Below are 15,064 nucleotides of genomic sequence, written 5' to 3'. Positions count from 1 at the left end.
TTAGAGTCATATGTGCCGGATTGGCCCGGGTTCGCGCCCACGCAAGCGGTTAGGTACGCTAAGGATCAACGTCAACAACGCGACAAGAAGTACCCCCCGAAAGAAGTCGCGGACGTACCTAGGTGCGCCGGGAAGTCTGGTCGGCAAGTGCTCTGCCCTGCCTGCCTACCGACCGGAGGTCGATCCACCGTGGCCGCGCCCGTCCGCACCACCCGCAAGTTCCTCGGCCGTCTCTCCCTGCCCGAGCGCAATTTCGTCGCCGAGGCACTGCGTACCGAGACCGTGGGCGGCGTCCTCCTCCTGCTGGCCGCGATCGCCGCGCTGATCTGGGCGAACACCCCGCTCAAGGAGAGCTACGAGACCGTCAGGGACTTCCACGTCGGACCCGGATCGCTCGGCCTGAACCTGTCCGTGCAGCACTGGGCCGCCGACGGGCTTCTCGCGGTGTTCTTCTTCGTCGCCGGCATCGAGCTCAAGCGCGAACTGGTCGCCGGTGATCTGCGCGACCCCAAGGCCGCGGCCCTGCCGGTGATCGCCGCGCTCTGCGGCATGGCAGCGCCCGCCCTCGTCTACACGCTGGTCAACGTCGTCGGCGGCGGCTCGACCGACGGCTGGGCAGTGCCGACGGCGACCGACATCGCCTTCGCCCTCGCGGTCCTCGCGGTCATCGGCACCTCGCTGCCGTCGGCGCTGCGCGCCTTCCTGCTGACGCTCGCCGTCGTCGACGACCTGTTCGCGATCCTGATCATCGCGATCTTCTTCACCAGCGACCTGAACTTCGCGGCGCTCGGCGGCGCGTTCATCGGGCTCGCCGTCTTCTGGCTGCTGCTGCGCAAGGGCGTCCGCGGCTGGTACGTGTACGTGCCGCTGGCCCTCGTCATCTGGGGCCTGATGTACAACAGCGGCGTGCACGCCACCATCGCGGGCGTGGCCATGGGCCTGATGCTGCGCTGCCACAAGGAGGAGGGCGCGGGTGAGTCGCACTCCCCCGGCGAGCACATCGAGCACCTGGTGCGCCCCCTCTCCGCGGGGCTGGCCGTACCGCTGTTCGCGCTGTTCAGCGCTGGTGTCGCCGTCTCCGGCGGGGCACTGCGGGACGTCTTCACGCAGCCGGAGACGCTCGGCGTGGTCCTCGGTCTCGTCGTCGGCAAGGTCGTCGGCATCTTCGGCGGCACCTGGCTCGCCGCCCGCTTCACCCGGGCCGAGCTGAACGAGGACCTGGCCTGGCCGGACGTGTTCGCGGTCGCCTCGCTCGCCGGGATCGGCTTCACCGTGTCCCTGCTCATCGGGGAACTCGCCTTCAGCGACGACCCGGTGCTCACCGACGAGATCAAGGCGGCCGTGCTGCTCGGCTCCCTGACAGCGGCCGTGCTCTCCGCGATCCTGCTCAAGGTACGCGATGTGAAGTACCGCAAGCTGTGGGAGGACGAGGAGCGCGACGAGGACCTCAGCGGCATCCCCGACGTCTACGAACAGGACGACCCGGACTACCACCTGCGCATGGCGGACATCCACCAGAAGAAGGCCGACGAGCACCGCCGACGTGCGCGACAGGCGGGCGCGTCGCGCGACACGGACGACGGTCCGGCATGATCTGACCAGAACTTCCGCAGGAGCAGGCGTGAAGTCGGACCAGAAGCCAGGCCAGAAGTCAGAAGTCAGACCAGAAGTCAGAGGAATGGGAGCATGCGATGAGCTCACCCGACGGTCCCGTCGGCACCGAACGCAGCCTCGGCCAGCTCGTCTCGGCGGCGAGCAAAGAGATGTCGGAGCTCGTGCACGACGAGATCGCGCTGGTCAAGGCCCAGCTGACGCAGGACGTCAAGCGCGGTGCGATCGGCAGCGCCGCGTTCATCGCGGCGACCGCCGTCCTCATCTTCTCGCTGCCGATGCTGAGCTTCGCCCTCGCGTACGGCATCCACACCTGGAGCGACTGGAACCTGGCGATCTGCTTCGTGCTGTCCTTCGCGGCGAACGTCCTGGTGGCCGGGGTGCTCGCCCTGATCGGCGTGATCTTCGCGAAGAAGGCCGCACGCGGCAAGGGCCCGCAGAAGGCCGCGGCCGCCGCCAAGGAGACCGCCGCCGTCCTGGCGCACGCCAAGCCGCACCCGCGGCCCGTCCCCCCGGCGGTGACCGTCGAGCTGGAGGCGGGTGAGCGGGGCACCGCTGTGGCACGCTCGTCTTCATGACGGAGCAAGCCACGCCTTCGGGCAAGACCACGGCAGTGTCCCCCTCGGCCGCGCCGGCACCGCAGACGACCCCTTCGGGGAGTTCCGCGGTCCCTTCGACCGTACGGATCGAGGGCCCCTGGACGCACCGGGACGTCGCCGCCAACGGGGCGCGCTTCCACATCGCGGAGCTCGGTGAGGGCCCGCTGGTGCTGCTCCTGCACGGCTTTCCGCAGTTCTGGTGGACGTGGCGGCACCAGCTCGTGGCCCTCGCCGACGCGGGCTTCCGCGCCGTGGCGATGGACCTGCGGGGGGTCGGCGGCAGCGACCGGACCCCGCGCGGCTACGACCCGGCGAACCTCGCCCTGGACATCACCGGCGTCGTCCGCTCCCTCGGCGAGCCGGACGCCGCGCTCGTCGGCCACGACCTGGGCGGCTACCTCGCCTGGACGGCCGCGGTGATGCGGCCCAAGCTGGTGCGCCGCCTCGCCGTCTCCTCGATGCCGCACCCGCGGCGCTGGCGCTCGGCGATGCTGCGGGACCGCAAGCAGACGGCGGCCGGTTCGTACGTGTGGGGCTTCCAGCGGCCGTGGCTGCCCGAGCGGCAGCTCGTCGCGGACGACGGGGCCCTGGTGGGCCGGCTCGTACGGGACTGGTCGGGGCCGAGCCTGCCGGACGACGAGGCCGTGCGGACGTACCGCCGTGCCATGTGCATCCCCTCGACGGCGCACTGCGCGGTCGAGCCGTACCGCTGGATGGTGCGGTCCCTCGCGCGGCCCGACGGCATCCAGTTCAACCGGCGCATGAAGCGTCCCGTACGGGTGCCGACGCTGCATCTGCACGGCTCCCTCGACCCGGTGATGCGTACGCGCAGCGCGGCCGGGTCCGGTGAGTACGTCGAAGCGCCGTACCGCTGGCGGCTGTTCGACGGGCTCGGCCACTTCCCGCACGAGGAGGACCCGGTGGCGTTCTCGTCCGAGCTGGTCTCCTGGCTGAAGGACCCCGAGCCGGACCGGTAGCGCCGTTCACCCGGCTCGGTGGAGCCGTTCGTACGGTTTCCCGTGGGAAGGTTGGGGTAACTTCCGGGCACCGTCGGGGAACTACTGTCCGACGAACGCCATTTGCCCGCCGCATAGGCCAATTGGGGCCCTTGGGCGCGGTTACCGACCTTGAGGCACGGGCACACGTCCGGGTATGGGCTGGACGCACGACTACAGTGACGTAGCACGCAAGCGCCGGACGGCCACCGTGGTGAACAGCCACGAGAGGGGCGGCCCGCACGATCCGGGACATCCCGGGTCCGCGGCGGTTCCGGCGGACCCGGCTTCCGTCGAGGCCATCGGCATTCCCCGCATCCTGCGCCGCAGGGCCCGCTGGATGTCCGCTCGGCTGCGGCACACCCGCGACTGACGGCGCGCGCCCAGAACCCGCGCCGGGGTCGACGACTGACGCGCCCCGTCCCGCGGCTCCCTACAGCGCGCACCCCTGGCTGTCGACCTCCTGGTTGGCGGTACGGCCGCGCTCGATGTCCTCACGCACCTCGTCCGCCGTCAGCGCGTACCCGGTGTCCGGGTCGTCGAGCGACTTGGCGAACACCACGCCGTAGACCTTGCCCTGCGGGGTGAGCAGGGGGCCGCCGGAGTTGCCCTGACGGACCGTGGCGTACAGCGAGTACACGTCGCGGCGGACCGTGCCCCGGTGGTAGATGTCGGGGCCCTTCGCCGTGATGCGGCCGCGTACGCGCGCGGAGCGCACGTCGTAGGGGCCGTCCTCGGGGAAGCCCGCCACGATCGCGCTGTTGCCGCTCTCCGCGTCCCCGGAGGTGAACTTCAGCGCCGGGGCGGGCAGCGTCGGCACGTCCAGGACGGCGATGTCGCGCTTCCAGTCGTAGAGCACGACCTTGGCGTCGTACTTCTCGGCCTCGCCGCCTATCTGCACCTTGGGCTCGTCGACGCCGCCCACCACGTGCGCGTTCGTCATGACGCGGCGCGGGGCGAACACGAAGCCGGTGCCTTCGAGGGCCTTGCCGCAGCTGTGCGCGTCACCGCTGACCTTCACGATGGAGCGCTTGGCGGTGGCGGCGACCTTGCTGCCGACGAGCTTGGGGTCGGGCGGCTCGACGTCCTTGATGGGCTCGTTCGAGAACGGGCTGAAGACCTGCGGGAAGCCGTTGCGGGCGAGGACGGACGAGAAGTCCGTGAACCAGGTGTCGGCCTGGCCGGGCAGGGCGCGGTCGACCCCGAGGAGCACCTTGGAGTTGCGGACCTCCTTGCCGAGCGTGGGCAGCGTCGTGCCCGCGAGGAGGGAGCCGATCAGCCAGGCGACGAGGAGCATGGCGACGACGTTGACCATCGCGCCGCCCGTGGCGTCCAGGGCCCTGGCGGGCTGCCAGGTGATGTACCGGCGCAGCTTGTTGCCCAGATGGGTGGTGAAGGCCTGGCCGACGGAGGCGCAGACGATGACGACGACCACGGCCGCCACCGCCGCGCTGGTGCTGACCTCGGCGTTCTCGTCGGTGAAGGCGCCCCAGACCACGGGGAGCAGATACACCGCGATGAGACCGCCGCCGAGGAAGCCGATCACCGAGAGGACGCCGACGACGAAACCCTGGCGGTAGCCGACGATCGCGAACCACACGGCGGCGAGCAGCAGCAGGATGTCCAGCAGGTTCACGGAAATTCAGTCCTCGCCTCGCATCGTTGCCCGCATCGCCTCGCCTCGCGGTCGCTCGCGGTCGCTCGCGGTCGCTCTGTGGGGAGGGACGGCACACCCGTCCCGCGGGACGAGGGGCCGTCCGCTGCCCCGGTCCCCGCAACCTTGTCATGAGCCCCAGTCGAGCGGGACCTGGCGGTCCCTGTCCCAGGGTCGTTCCCAGCCCGCGTAGTGCAGCAGCCTGTCGATGATTCCGGCCGTGAAACCCCAGACCAGGGCGGATTCGACGAGGAACGCCGCGCCTCTGTGGCCGCTCGGGTGCACCGTCGTCGCGCGGTTCGCGGGGTCCGTGAGATCGGCCACGGGCACCGTGAAGACGCGGGCCGTCTCGGCCGGGTCGACGACACCGACAGGGCTCGGCGCACGCCACCAGCCGAGCACGGGCGTCACCACGAAGTCACTCACCGGGATGAACAGGCTCGGCAGCACCCCGAAGAGCTGAACGCCGTCCGGGTCGAGGCCGGTCTCCTCCTCGGCCTCGCGCAGGGCGGCCCGCAGCGGGCCCTCCACGCGCGGGTCGCCGTCCTCCGCGTCGAGGGCGCCGCCGGGGAACGACGGCTGGCCCGCGTGCGAGCGCAGGGAGCTGGCGCGCTCCATGAGGAGCAGCTCGGGCCCCTTTCGGCCCTCTCCGAAGAGGACGAGGACCGCGGACTGGCGGCCCGCGCCGTTCTTCGGCGGCAGGAACCGGCTGAGCTGGTGCGGCCGCACCGTCTCGACGGCGCGCAGCACGGGGGTCAGCCACTCGGGCAGGCCCTCGGCGGTGAGGAGGCCCTGGGCGGTGAGGGCGTGATGGTCATGGCGCCGGGTGTGGTCACGGGCTTGAGCGGGCTGTTGCCCACTGTCGTGCTCAAGGGATCGTTCAAGGGATCGCTCAAGGGCTTGATCACGGGCTTGCTCACCGTCGTGCTCACGCCCTGACTCGGCCCCGCCGTGCCCTCCGAGTCCGCCGTGTTCTCCGAACTCGCCATGTTCCCCGAGTCCGCCGTGTTCTCCGAGCCCCCCGTGGTCGCCTTGCGGGCTCGCGTGGGTGCCGGGGCCGGGCTGCGGCGCCGTGTGAGCGCCGCGGCCGCCCCGCGCGTCCGCGGCGTCGTACCCCGCCCCGGTGTCACCGCCGCCTGTGTGCATGCCGCTCGCGTGCGTCATCGGCACCCCCGTCCATCTCTGCACAACGCCCTTGGGTCCGCGGATGGTTCCTCGTCGTCACGGGCGTCCCGCCGCCGGCTCACCCGGCGGCGCCCAGCGGGGGCGCCGGCTTGCCGGGGTAGCCCGGCGGGGGCTTGAGCCGCTGCCCCGGCATGCCGCCCATCTCGTACTTCAGGAGCTTCTTGGCCTTCTCGGGGTCCGTCTCACCCTCTCCGTACGACGGGCAGAGCGGGGCGATGGGGCAGGCGCCGCAGGCGGGCTTGCGGGAGTGGCAGATGCGGCGGCCGTGGAAGATCACGCGGTGCGAGAGCATCGTCCACTCGCTCTTCGGGAAGAGCGCGCCGACCTCGGCCTCGACCTTGTCCGGGTCGGTCTGCTCGGTCCACTTCCAGCGGCGCACGAGACGCCCGAAGTGGGTGTCCACGGTGATGCCGGGCACACCGAAGGCGTTGCCGAGGACGACGAAGGCCGTCTTGCGGCCCACGCCCGGCAGCTTGACCAGGTCTTCGAGACGGCCCGGGACCTCGCCGCCGAACTCGTCGCGCAGCGCGGCCGACAGGCCCATGATCGACTTCGTCTTGGCGCGGAAGAAGCCGGTCGGGCGGATCAGCTCCTCGACCTCCTCCGGGTTGGCCGCGGCCAGGTCCTCGGGGGTCGGATAGGCGGCGAAGAGGGCGGGCGTCGTCTGGTTCACCCGAAGGTCCGTGGTCTGTGCCGACATGACCGTGGCGACCAGGAGCTGGAAGGGGTTCTCGAAGTCCAGCTCGGGGTGGGCGTACGCATACACCTCGGCCAGCTCCCGGTTGATCCGCCGGGCCTGCCGGACGAGGGCCGTGCGCGACTGCGGGGGCTTGGCCTTCTTCACGGGCGTGGCGGCGGCCTTCTCGGCGGCGGCCGCGCCCTTCGCGGAATGCTCCTTCGCTGCCGCGCCCTTCGCGGAACGCTCCTTCGCCGCCGCGCCGGACGGCTTCTTCGACACCGTCCCCGACGTCCCCTTCGGCACCGTCACGCCTCCGTCCCCGGAACCCTCTGACACGCCTCGTTTCGCCATGCCGCCAGCGTACGGTCCTTCACTGACACCGACGGCGGGGATGCCCGGCCGGCACCGCGCCGAAGCCCCTCCGCAAGACGATCCGGAAGCCCGCCACCGGCGCTTCGGGCAACCGGGCGACGGAGCACGCGCGGGCACACGCCCCCGCTCCACACTCCGCGCACCACACTCCGCGCGCCGGGCACCGCGCACCGCGCTCGACACTCCGCACTCGGCACCCCGCACTCCGCACTCCACGTTCCACACAACGCCCGCTTTGTCCGGTTCCCTGAGGTAACGTCGACGTGTTCGCCCACAGCAGAATCCGCGCGCACAACCATGGCTCTCGCCGTCGTAGCCTGTGCTCTCACGGGGCAGGGAGCACATGTCCGAGGTACGCGCGGACGTCCGTATCCGTCGCCGGTCCCCCGGATCGGCCCCCAATTGGCCCCCTTCCGCATTGCCCCCGTCACAAGTGCGGCAGACTTGAGTGACTGATCACACTGTTTGAACCGTCCGGCAAACTGGGGGCACGGTCCCCTGATGCAGGTCGACAAGGAGAGAACTCGTGGACGACGTTCTGCGGCGCGCCCCGCTCTTCGCGGCGCTCGATGACGAGCAGGCCGCGGAGCTCCGCGCCTCCATGAGTGAGGTGACCCTCGCGCGCGGAGACGCGCTTTTCCACGAGGGCGACCCCGGAGACCGCCTGTACGTGGTCACCGAAGGCAAGGTGAAGCTCCACCGCACGTCCCCGGACGGCCGCGAGAACATGCTCGCGGTGCTCGGCCCCGGCGAGCTGATCGGTGAGCTCTCGCTCTTCGACCCGGGCCCGCGTACGGCCACGGCCTCCGCCCTCACCGAGGTCAAGCTGCTCGGCCTCGGCCACGGCGACCTCCAGCCCTGGCTCAATGCCCGCCCGGAGGTGGCCGCCGCCCTGCTGCGCGCCGTCGCCCGGCGTCTGCGCAAGACCAACGACCAGATGTCGGACCTCGTGTTCTCCGACGTCCCCGGCCGTGTGGCCCGCGCCCTGCTCGACCTGTCGCGCCGCTTCGGCGTCCAGTCCGAAGAGGGCATCCACGTGGTGCACGACCTCACCCAGGAGGAGCTGGCCCAGCTGGTCGGCGCCTCCCGCGAGACGGTCAACAAGGCCCTCGCGGACTTCGCGGGCCGCGGCTGGCTGCGCCTGGAGGCGCGCGCGGTGATCCTGCTCGACGTGGAGCGTCTCGCCAAGCGCTCGCGCTGAGGCCCCTGAGGGCCGGGCGCCCGCCCTGAGCCGACGACCCTCGCAGGCCCTGTGGCGCGGAACCCCCGACACGGCGGGTTCCGCGCCACAAGCCTGTTGCACGGCGGCAACGCGTGTGCACGGCAGAAGTGCGTGCCCCGCGTGGCCGAGGTCTTCGGCGAGCGTCTCGACAGCGCGTACCTGTACGGCTCCGTGCCGCGCGGCACCGCGCGCGTGGGCCGCTCCGACCTGGACCTGCTGCTCGTACTCTGCACTCCGTTGCTCGGCGAGGACCTGGCCGAATTCCTGCCCCGCTACCGGCCCGACGGCCTCCTCGCCCGCGGGACGAACGGCGACCTCGCGCTGTTCCTGCCCCGCTGGCGCGCCTCGGCCGCCGCGGCGGCCGGCGCGGACGCGCTGCGGGGGGGCGTCGAGGAGTACACCGACGGGATCGGGCCGTGGCTCGCCGAGGAGTACGCGCGCGTGCACGGCGTGAAGGGACCGCGGCCCTGAAACCGAGGGTCAGATCAGGCCGGGTCAGATGAGGCCGGGTCAGTTGAGGCCGGGTCAGATGAGGCCGTGCTCGCCCAGATAGTCCAGCTGTGCCCGTACCGAGAGTTCCGCCGCGGGCCACAGGGTCCGGTCCACGTCCGCGTAGACGTGCGCCACCACCTCGCCCGACGTCACGTACCCGTTCTCGACCGCCGTCTCCACCTGTGCCAGGCGGTTGGCGCGGTGCGCCAGATAGAACTCCACGGCGCCCTGCGCGTCCTCCAGGACCGGGCCGTGGCCGGGCAGCACTGTGTGCACGCCGTCGTCGACCGTCAGGGAGCGCAGCCGCCGCAGCGAGTCCAGGTAGTCGCCGAGGCGGCCGTCGGGGTGGGCGACCATCGTCGTGCCCCGGCCGAGGATCGTGTCGCCCGTCAGGACCGCGCGGTCGGCGGGCAGATGGAAGCAGAGGGAGTCCGAGGTGTGTCCCGGCGTGGGCACGACGCGCAGCTCCAGGCCGCCCGTGGTGATCACGTCGCCCGCCGCCAGGCCCTCGTCGCCGAGGCGCAGGGCCGGGTCCAGGGCGCGGACCTTGCTGCCCGTCAGTTCCGCGAACCGGACGGCGCCCTCGGCGTGGTCGGGGTGGCCGTGCGTGAGCAGGGTGAGGCCGATCCGCCGCCCGGCCCGAGCCGCCGTGGCGACGACCCGCGCGAGGTGGTCCTCGTCCAGCGGGCCGGGGTCGACGACGACGGCGAGGTCGGAGTCCGGTTCGGCGACGATCCAGGTGTTGGTGCCGTCGAGGGTCATCGCGGACGGGTTGGGGGCGAGGACGTTGACGGCACGGTCGGTGGCGGGGCCGCTGAGGACACCGCCGCGCGGCTGGCCGGGGAGGGCGGCTGCTTCGGTCATGCGGGGGTGACTCCCGTCGGGTGCGGGTGCGGGTGCGGGTGCGAATGTGAATGCGGGCGCGGGTGCGAATGCGAGCGCGGGTGCGGGCGCGGGTGCTGGTGCTGGTGCGCTGCGCAGGGGGTCTCGTGCGTGTCCTTGTGGGCTCGTACGTGTACATGTGCGCGTACGTGTACGTGTACGGCCGTCATGGCGCGTCGCCCGTCGGGATGTGCTTCGTGAACTCCTCGTGGCCGGGCCAGGAGAGGACGAGTTCGCCGTCCTCGATGCGGGCGCGGGCGAGGACCGGGGCCAGGTCGCGGTCCGGGGCGGCGGCCAGGGCGGCCGCGGCGGTGGCGCAGCCGGAGAGCTGGCGGAGGGTGGCGATGGTCGGCGGCATCATCAGGAGTTCGCCGCGGTCGTAGCCCTCGGTGGCCTGCCGGGGGCTGATCCAGACGGTGCGGTCGGCCTCCGTGGAGGCGTTGCGGGTGCGCTGGCCCTCCGGGAGGGCGGCGACGAAGAAGAAGGTGTCGTAGCGGCGCGGCTCGAACTCCGGGGTGATCCAGCGGGCCCACGCACCCAGGAGGTCACTGCGCAGGACCAGGCCCCGGCGGTCGAGGAACTCGGCGAAGGAGAGGTCGCGGGCGACCAGGGCCGTGCGGTCCGCCTCCCAGTCGTCGCCGGTGGTGTCGGCGATGACGGTGTCCGGGGTCGGCCCCGCGAGCAGCACGCCCGCCTCTTCGTACGTCTCGCGCACGGCCGCGCACACGACGGCCTGGGCGGTGGCCTCGTCCAGACCCAGACGGGTTGCCCAGGCGGTGCGCGGAGGGCCCGCCCAGCGGACGTGGCGGTCGTCGTCGCGGGGGTCCACGCCCCCGCCCGGGTAGGCGTACGCTCCGCCGGCGAAGGGCATCGACGTACGCCGCCGGAGCATGTGGACCTGGGGCCCGGGGGTTCCGGTGTCACCGGTGATCCCAGTGGCCCCGGGGGTTCCGGTGTCCCGGAGGAGCATGACCGTGGCCGCGCGGCGAGGGGTGGCGGGGGTCAGTTCGCCCGCCGCGAGGGCGCGAATGCGGTCGGGCCACTCCGGGGGGTACCACTGCCCATTTGCCATGGGCGGAGGCTATCCGGTGTGGTGCGGATGTTCGAGGGGCCTCTGTTGTGGCGCACGTCGTCTGTGGCGTACGTCGTCCTCAGGTGCCCCGGAGCAAGCAGATGCCCCGCAGCAAGCAGATGCCCCGGAGGCGAGTGGGGCTGGGGCTACTCGGGGAGGAGCTCCACCTGGATCTCGACCTCCACGGGGGCGTCCAGGGGCAGGACCGCCACGCCGACCGCGCTGCGGGCGTGGACGCCCTTGTCGCCGAGGACCTCGCCGAGGAGTTCGCTGGCGCCGTTGATGACGGTGGGCTGGGCGGTGAAGTCGGGGGCCGAGGCGACGAAGCCGACGACCTTGACCACGCGCGCGACGCGGTCCAGCTCACCGGCGACGGACTTGACCGCGGCGAGCGCGTTCAGGGCGCACGTGCGGGCCAGGTCCTTGGCCTCCTCGGGGGTGACCTCCGCGCCGACCTTGCCGGTGACCGGCAGCTTGCCGTCCACCATGGGCAGCTGCCCGGCCGTGTACACGTAGACGCCGGACTGGACCGCGGGCCGGTACGCGGCGAGCGGCGGGACGACCCCGGGCAGGGTCAGACCGAGCTCGGCGATGCGGGCCTCGACCACGCCGCTCACGCCTGCTTCTCCCGCTTCAGGTAGGCCACGAGCTGCTCGGGGTTGTTCGGCCCGGGGACGACCTGGACGAGCTCCCAGCCGTCCTCGCCCCAGGTGTCCAGGATCTGCTTCGTGGCGTGGACGAGCAGCGGCACGGTTGCGTATTCCCACTTGGTCATACGGCGAGGGTAATGCCTGCCGGGCGGGGTCTCGCGCGGGGCTCGGAACCGGCCCCGTGGGGCAGCCACATGCGTACTCCGCCGGGCGACTGGTTAGGCTCGAATACGTGAGCAGGCTCCAGGTCGTCAGCGGCAAGGGCGGTACCGGCAAGACCACGGTCGCCGCGGCCCTCGCGCTCGCCCTCGCGACCGAGGGAAAGCGCACTCTCCTCGTCGAGGTCGAGGGCAGACAGGGCATCGCGCAGCTCTTCGAGACAGAGGCGCTGCCCTACGAGGAGCGGAAGATCGCCGTCGCTCCGGGGGGCGGGGAGGTGTACGCCCTGGCCATCGACCCCGAACTGGCCCTGCTCGACTACCTCCAGATGTTCTACAAGCTGGGCGGTGCGGGCCGCGCCCTGAAGAAGCTCGGCGCCGTCGACTTCGCGACCACCATCGCGCCGGGGCTGCGTGACGTCCTGCTGACGGGCAAGGCCTGTGAGGCGGTGCGCCGCAAGGACAAGCAGGGGCGGTACGCGTACGACTGCGTGGTGATGGACGCCCCGCCGACCGGCCGGATCACCCGCTTCCTGAACGTGAACGACGAGGTGGCGGGGCTCGCCAAGATCGGGCCGATACACAACCAGGCGCAGGCGGTCATGCGGGTGCTCAAGTCTCCGGAGACGAGTGTGCACCTGGTGACCCTCCTGGAGGAGATGCCGGTCCAGGAGACAGTGGACGGCATCGCCGAGCTGCGGGCCGCGAAGCTGCCGGTGGGCCGGGTCATCGTGAACATGGTGCGGCCCGCGCTGCTCGACGAGGCCGAGCTGGAGCTCGGCCTCGGTGGGACGCCGCGCACGGCCATCGCGAAGACGCTGGCAGCCGCGGGCCTCGGCGGGGCCCGCGGAGCCGCCGGACGCCTCGTGGGTCCGCTCCTGGAGCAGGCCTCGGAGTACGCCGAGCGGCACGCCCTGGAGGGCGCGCAGCGGGCCGTCCTGGCCGGGCACGGCCTGCCCCTGCACGAACTTCCGCTCCTCGCCGACGGGCTGGACCTGGCGGGTCTGTACGAGCTGGCGGCGGAGCTGCGGGCGCAGGGGGTCGCATGACGCCCCGATGCCGTACGCGCTCTCGATGCCGTACGCATCCCCGATGCCGTACGCGCCCCCGATGCCGTACGCATCCTCCAAGGCGTACGCATCCCCGAAGGCGTACAGATCCCCGAAGGCGTACACATCAAGGAACCGTGGAAGCTGGGACCGCATGAGCCTCGATCCGGCACGTGACCCGCTCGACGTCGACGCGCTGCTCGACGATCCGAAGACCCGCATCGTGGTGTGCTGCGGTTCGGGTGGCGTCGGCAAGACGACCACGGCGGCCGCGCTGGGGCTGCGCGCCGCCGAGCGGGGCCGCACGGTGGTGGTCCTGACGATCGACCCGGCGCGCAGGCTGGCGCAGTCCATGGGCATCGACTCCCTGGACAACGTGCCGCGGCGGGTGAAGGACGTCCAGGGCGGCGGGGAACTGCACGCCATGATGCTCGACATGAAGCGCACCTTCGACGAGATCGTCGAGGCGCACGCGGACAAGGAGCGGGCCGAGGCGATCCTCTCCAACCCCTTCTACCAGTCGCTCTCGGCGGGCTTCGCGGGCACGCAGGAGTACATGGCGATGGAGAAGCTGGGGCAGTTGCGCTCCCGCGACGAGTGGGACCTGATCGTGGTCGACACGCCGCCGTCGCGCAGCGCCCTGGACTTCCTCGACGCCCCGAAGCGGCTCGGTTCCTTCCTGGACGGCAAGCTGATCCGGCTCCTGATGACCCCGGCGAAGATGGGCGGCCGGGCCGGGATGAAGTTCCTGAACGTCGGGATGTCGATGATGACGGGGGCCCTGGGCAAGCTGCTCGGGGGCCAGTTGCTGCGGGACGTGCAGACGTTCGTGGCCGCGATGGACACCATGTTCGGCGGCTTCCGCAAGCGCGCGGACGCGACGTACCGGCTGTTGCAGGCGCCGGGGACGGCGTTCCTGGTGGTGGCGTCGCCGGAGCGGGACGCGCTGCGGGAGGCGGCGTACTTCGTGGAGCGGCTCGCCGCGGACGACATGCCGCTGGCGGGGCTCGTGCTCAACCGGGTGCACGGCAGCGGGGCGGCGGAACTCTCGGCCGAGCGGGCGCTCGCGGCCGCGGAGACCCTTGACGCGTCGGGCGCCCCGGAGACCCTTGAGGCGTCGGGCGCCCCGGAGACCCTTGAGGCGTCGGGCGCCCCGGAGACCCGTGAGGCGTCGGGTCGGGCGGCGGGCTCCGCGGAAAATCTTGAGGCGTCCGGCATTGTGGATCAGGAGGGCGGGAAGGTTGGACTGCGTAACTCCTCAGAGTTCGAGGCTCCCGACTCCCCTGAGGCGTCAGGCAGTTCACCTTCGACATCTTCAACCGAAGACACCGGTTCCGGTTCCGGTTCTGTTTCTGGTTCCACGTCCGTGGAGCAGCTGACAGCGGGGCTGCTGCGGCTGCACGCGGAGCGCATGCGACTGCTCACCCGTGAGCGGCACACGCGGGACCGCTTCACGGCGTTGCACCCCGAGGTGGCCGTGGCCGAAGTGGCCGCGCTCCCCGGCGATGTGCACGACCTCGACGGTCTGCGCGCCATCGGCGACCGGCTCGCGTCCACGCGCTCCTAGCCGTCCCCTGCCGTCCCCTGGCTGCCCACGCGCCCCTCACGCCGGGGCAGCCCTGAACACCCACTGATATCCGTACCGGACGCCCACTGACCCTCGTACCGGCACGCGCACCGGTACTCGGCGGCGTTGTGTTGACGTGGGCTCAGCCCACGGCGGCATAGCTCTCGTAGGTCTCCTCGTCGTCCAGGTCGACGGGCAGCAGGCCCGCCCCACGCTCGTACTCGGAACGTGCTGTCTCGAGCAGCCTGCGCCACGAGGTGACGGTGGGGCGCCTGCGCAGCAACGCACGCCGCTCCCGCTCTGTCATGCCACCCCACACGCCGAACTCGACGCGATTGTCCAGCGCGTCGGCCAGGCACTCCGTCCGCACCGGGCAACCGGTGCACACTGCCTTGGCCCTGTTCTGCGCTGCTCCTTGTACGAACAGTTCGTCCGGATCGGTAGTGCGGCAGGCGGCCTGCGCACTCCAGTCGGTTACCCAGCCCATACCGGCGCCGTCCTCTCCCGAATCGAGGCTCCCCCACGGCGGCAGCGGCATATTCACCGCCGCCAGTTGAGGACGTTACGGAAGGTGGGCACAGCGCAACACCCCCTTCGGGCCCAATCTTGAATGGCCCGAACGGACTATGCGTAAGCGGCAGATCACCCGACGGAGTGAGCGGGCGACATGCGTGACCAACCCGGCAAATGTGGGCGTTTCAGTTGGGTCACAGCGGGCGCGAGGAGTCGCACGGGACGGATTCGGACAAGAATTCCGAAGATCCGCTGGAAACCGGCCGAATTCGGGGGTGGCTCGGGGCTTGTTGCGGGGCCGCACTGCTGTGACAGTTGAGTGCAGCTTAGGCCAAGGCATACACGCGTGTCCGGCGAATCAGAA

The 15,064-nt window shown here is 71.5% G+C and carries 16 protein-coding genes; 8 read left to right on the top strand and 8 right to left on the bottom strand.

Annotated features, from left to right (window positions below; all coding sequences use genetic code 11):
- Positions 1–189 precede the first annotated feature (189 nt).
- From nhaA to GPA10_RS18080, 4 genes are all read left to right on the top strand, one after another.
- A complete protein-coding gene (gene nhaA / locus GPA10_RS18095; RefSeq protein ID WP_058850221.1) occupies positions 190–1,593 on the top strand; it encodes a Na+/H+ antiporter NhaA in 1,404 nt (467 codons plus the stop codon).
- 98 nt (positions 1,594–1,691) lie between these two features.
- Positions 1,692–2,189 (top strand): phage holin family protein, encoded by a 498-nt coding sequence (locus GPA10_RS18090; protein WP_058850220.1) that lies wholly within the window; start codon positions 1,692–1,694, stop codon positions 2,187–2,189.
- Entirely contained in the window at positions 2,186–3,187 is a 1,002-nt protein-coding gene (locus tag GPA10_RS18085) for an alpha/beta fold hydrolase (RefSeq protein ID WP_241845287.1), read from the top strand. The genes GPA10_RS18090 and GPA10_RS18085 overlap by 4 nt, the downstream gene beginning before the upstream one ends.
- Positions 3,188–3,362: 175 nt before the next feature.
- Complete coding sequence (locus GPA10_RS18080) at positions 3,363–3,578, top strand: hypothetical protein (RefSeq protein WP_058850218.1); 216 nt, start codon at positions 3,363–3,365, stop codon at positions 3,576–3,578.
- A 60-nt stretch (positions 3,579–3,638) separates the two neighbouring features.
- Here the strand turns inward: GPA10_RS18080 and GPA10_RS18075 are convergent, their stop codons facing one another.
- The 3 genes from GPA10_RS18075 to nth all read right to left on the bottom strand — a co-directional run bounded on the left by GPA10_RS18075 (position 3,639) and on the right by nth (position 7,032).
- Positions 3,639–4,841, bottom strand: a complete 1,203-nt coding sequence (locus tag GPA10_RS18075) for a MarP family serine protease (RefSeq protein WP_343041042.1) — start codon at positions 4,839–4,841, stop codon at positions 3,639–3,641.
- Positions 4,842–4,988: 147 nt separating this feature from the next.
- On the bottom strand, positions 4,989–5,630 hold the full coding sequence (locus tag GPA10_RS18070; RefSeq protein ID WP_157166537.1) for an NUDIX hydrolase: 642 nt from the start codon (positions 5,628–5,630) through the stop codon (positions 4,989–4,991).
- Positions 5,631–6,102: 472 nt separating this feature from the next.
- A complete protein-coding gene (gene nth, locus GPA10_RS18065; RefSeq protein WP_425505767.1) occupies positions 6,103–7,032 on the bottom strand; it encodes an endonuclease III in 930 nt (309 codons plus the stop codon).
- Positions 7,033–7,621: 589 nt separating this feature from the next.
- On the opposite strand from nth, the gene GPA10_RS18060 reads away from it, so the two are divergent.
- Both GPA10_RS18060 and GPA10_RS18055 read left to right on the top strand, forming a co-directional pair.
- Entirely contained in the window at positions 7,622–8,296 is a 675-nt protein-coding gene (locus GPA10_RS18060; RefSeq protein WP_016642758.1) for a Crp/Fnr family transcriptional regulator, read from the top strand.
- A gap of 96 nt (positions 8,297–8,392) precedes the next feature.
- Positions 8,393–8,788 carry a hypothetical protein gene (locus tag GPA10_RS18055; protein WP_157166535.1) on the top strand — a complete coding sequence of 132 codons (396 nt, stop codon included), beginning with the start codon at positions 8,393–8,395 and terminating at the stop codon, positions 8,786–8,788.
- A 54-nt stretch (positions 8,789–8,842) separates the two neighbouring features.
- Here GPA10_RS18055 and GPA10_RS18050 read toward each other — a convergent pair whose 3' ends face one another.
- The 4 genes from GPA10_RS18050 to sp36 form a co-directional block, all read right to left on the bottom strand.
- Complete coding sequence (locus GPA10_RS18050; RefSeq protein ID WP_058850214.1) at positions 8,843–9,673, bottom strand: MBL fold metallo-hydrolase; 831 nt, start codon at positions 9,671–9,673, stop codon at positions 8,843–8,845.
- Between the two features lie 184 nt (positions 9,674–9,857).
- Positions 9,858–10,763: an NUDIX hydrolase gene (locus GPA10_RS18045; protein WP_157166408.1), complete on the bottom strand. Its 906-nt coding sequence runs from the start codon at positions 10,761–10,763 to the stop codon at positions 9,858–9,860.
- Between the two features lie 146 nt (positions 10,764–10,909).
- Positions 10,910–11,380 carry a RidA family protein gene (locus GPA10_RS18040; protein ID WP_058850212.1) on the bottom strand — a complete coding sequence of 157 codons (471 nt, stop codon included), beginning with the start codon at positions 11,378–11,380 and terminating at the stop codon, positions 10,910–10,912.
- Positions 11,377–11,538: a Sp36 family protein gene (sp36, locus tag GPA10_RS18035; protein ID WP_003975360.1), complete on the bottom strand. Its 162-nt coding sequence runs from the start codon at positions 11,536–11,538 to the stop codon at positions 11,377–11,379. Before sp36 ends, GPA10_RS18040 begins: the two co-directional genes overlap by 4 nt.
- 107 nt (positions 11,539–11,645) lie before the next feature.
- Between sp36 and bagA the strand changes: the two genes are divergently transcribed.
- Positions 11,646–12,620 (top strand): ATPase BagA, encoded by a 975-nt coding sequence (bagA, locus tag GPA10_RS18030; RefSeq protein WP_343041040.1) that lies wholly within the window; start codon positions 11,646–11,648, stop codon positions 12,618–12,620.
- A 154-nt stretch (positions 12,621–12,774) separates the two neighbouring features.
- Entirely contained in the window at positions 12,775–14,187 is a 1,413-nt protein-coding gene (bagB, locus tag GPA10_RS18025) for an ATPase BagB (protein ID WP_157166407.1), read from the top strand.
- Positions 14,188–14,329: 142 nt separating this feature from the next.
- Here bagB and GPA10_RS18020 read toward each other — a convergent pair whose 3' ends face one another.
- Positions 14,330–14,674 carry a WhiB family transcriptional regulator gene (locus GPA10_RS18020; RefSeq protein ID WP_171075821.1) on the bottom strand — a complete coding sequence of 115 codons (345 nt, stop codon included), beginning with the start codon at positions 14,672–14,674 and terminating at the stop codon, positions 14,330–14,332.
- Between the last annotated feature and the right edge of the window lie 390 nt (positions 14,675–15,064).

Origin of the sequence: Streptomyces typhae (assembly GCF_009755605.1) — a bacterium.
GTDB classification, from domain to species: Bacteria; Actinomycetota; Actinomycetes; order Streptomycetales; family Streptomycetaceae; genus Streptomyces; species Streptomyces typhae.
This window is presented reverse-complemented; position numbering and strand designations above follow the sequence as displayed.

What these genes read in the sequence shown, in the direction of transcription:
- sp36 (WP_003975360.1), bottom strand. Translation starts at nt 11,538, where the DNA reads ATGACCAAGTGGGAATACGCAACCGTGCCGCTGCTCGTCCACGCCACG.
- GPA10_RS18045 (WP_157166408.1), bottom strand. Translation starts at nt 10,763, where the DNA reads ATGGCAAATGGGCAGTGGTACCCCCCGGAGTGGCCCGACCGCATTCGC.
- GPA10_RS18090 (WP_058850220.1), top strand. Translation starts at nt 1,692, where the DNA reads ATGAGCTCACCCGACGGTCCCGTCGGCACCGAACGCAGCCTCGGCCAG.
- GPA10_RS18020 (WP_171075821.1), bottom strand. Translation starts at nt 14,674, where the DNA reads ATGGGCTGGGTAACCGACTGGAGTGCGCAGGCCGCCTGCCGCACTACC.
- GPA10_RS18050 (WP_058850214.1), bottom strand. Translation starts at nt 9,673, where the DNA reads ATGACCGAAGCAGCCGCCCTCCCCGGCCAGCCGCGCGGCGGTGTCCTC.
- GPA10_RS18085 (WP_241845287.1), top strand. Translation starts at nt 2,186, where the DNA reads ATGACGGAGCAAGCCACGCCTTCGGGCAAGACCACGGCAGTGTCCCCC.
- bagB (WP_157166407.1), top strand. Translation starts at nt 12,775, where the DNA reads ATGAGCCTCGATCCGGCACGTGACCCGCTCGACGTCGACGCGCTGCTC.
- GPA10_RS18080 (WP_058850218.1), top strand. Translation starts at nt 3,363, where the DNA reads ATGGGCTGGACGCACGACTACAGTGACGTAGCACGCAAGCGCCGGACG.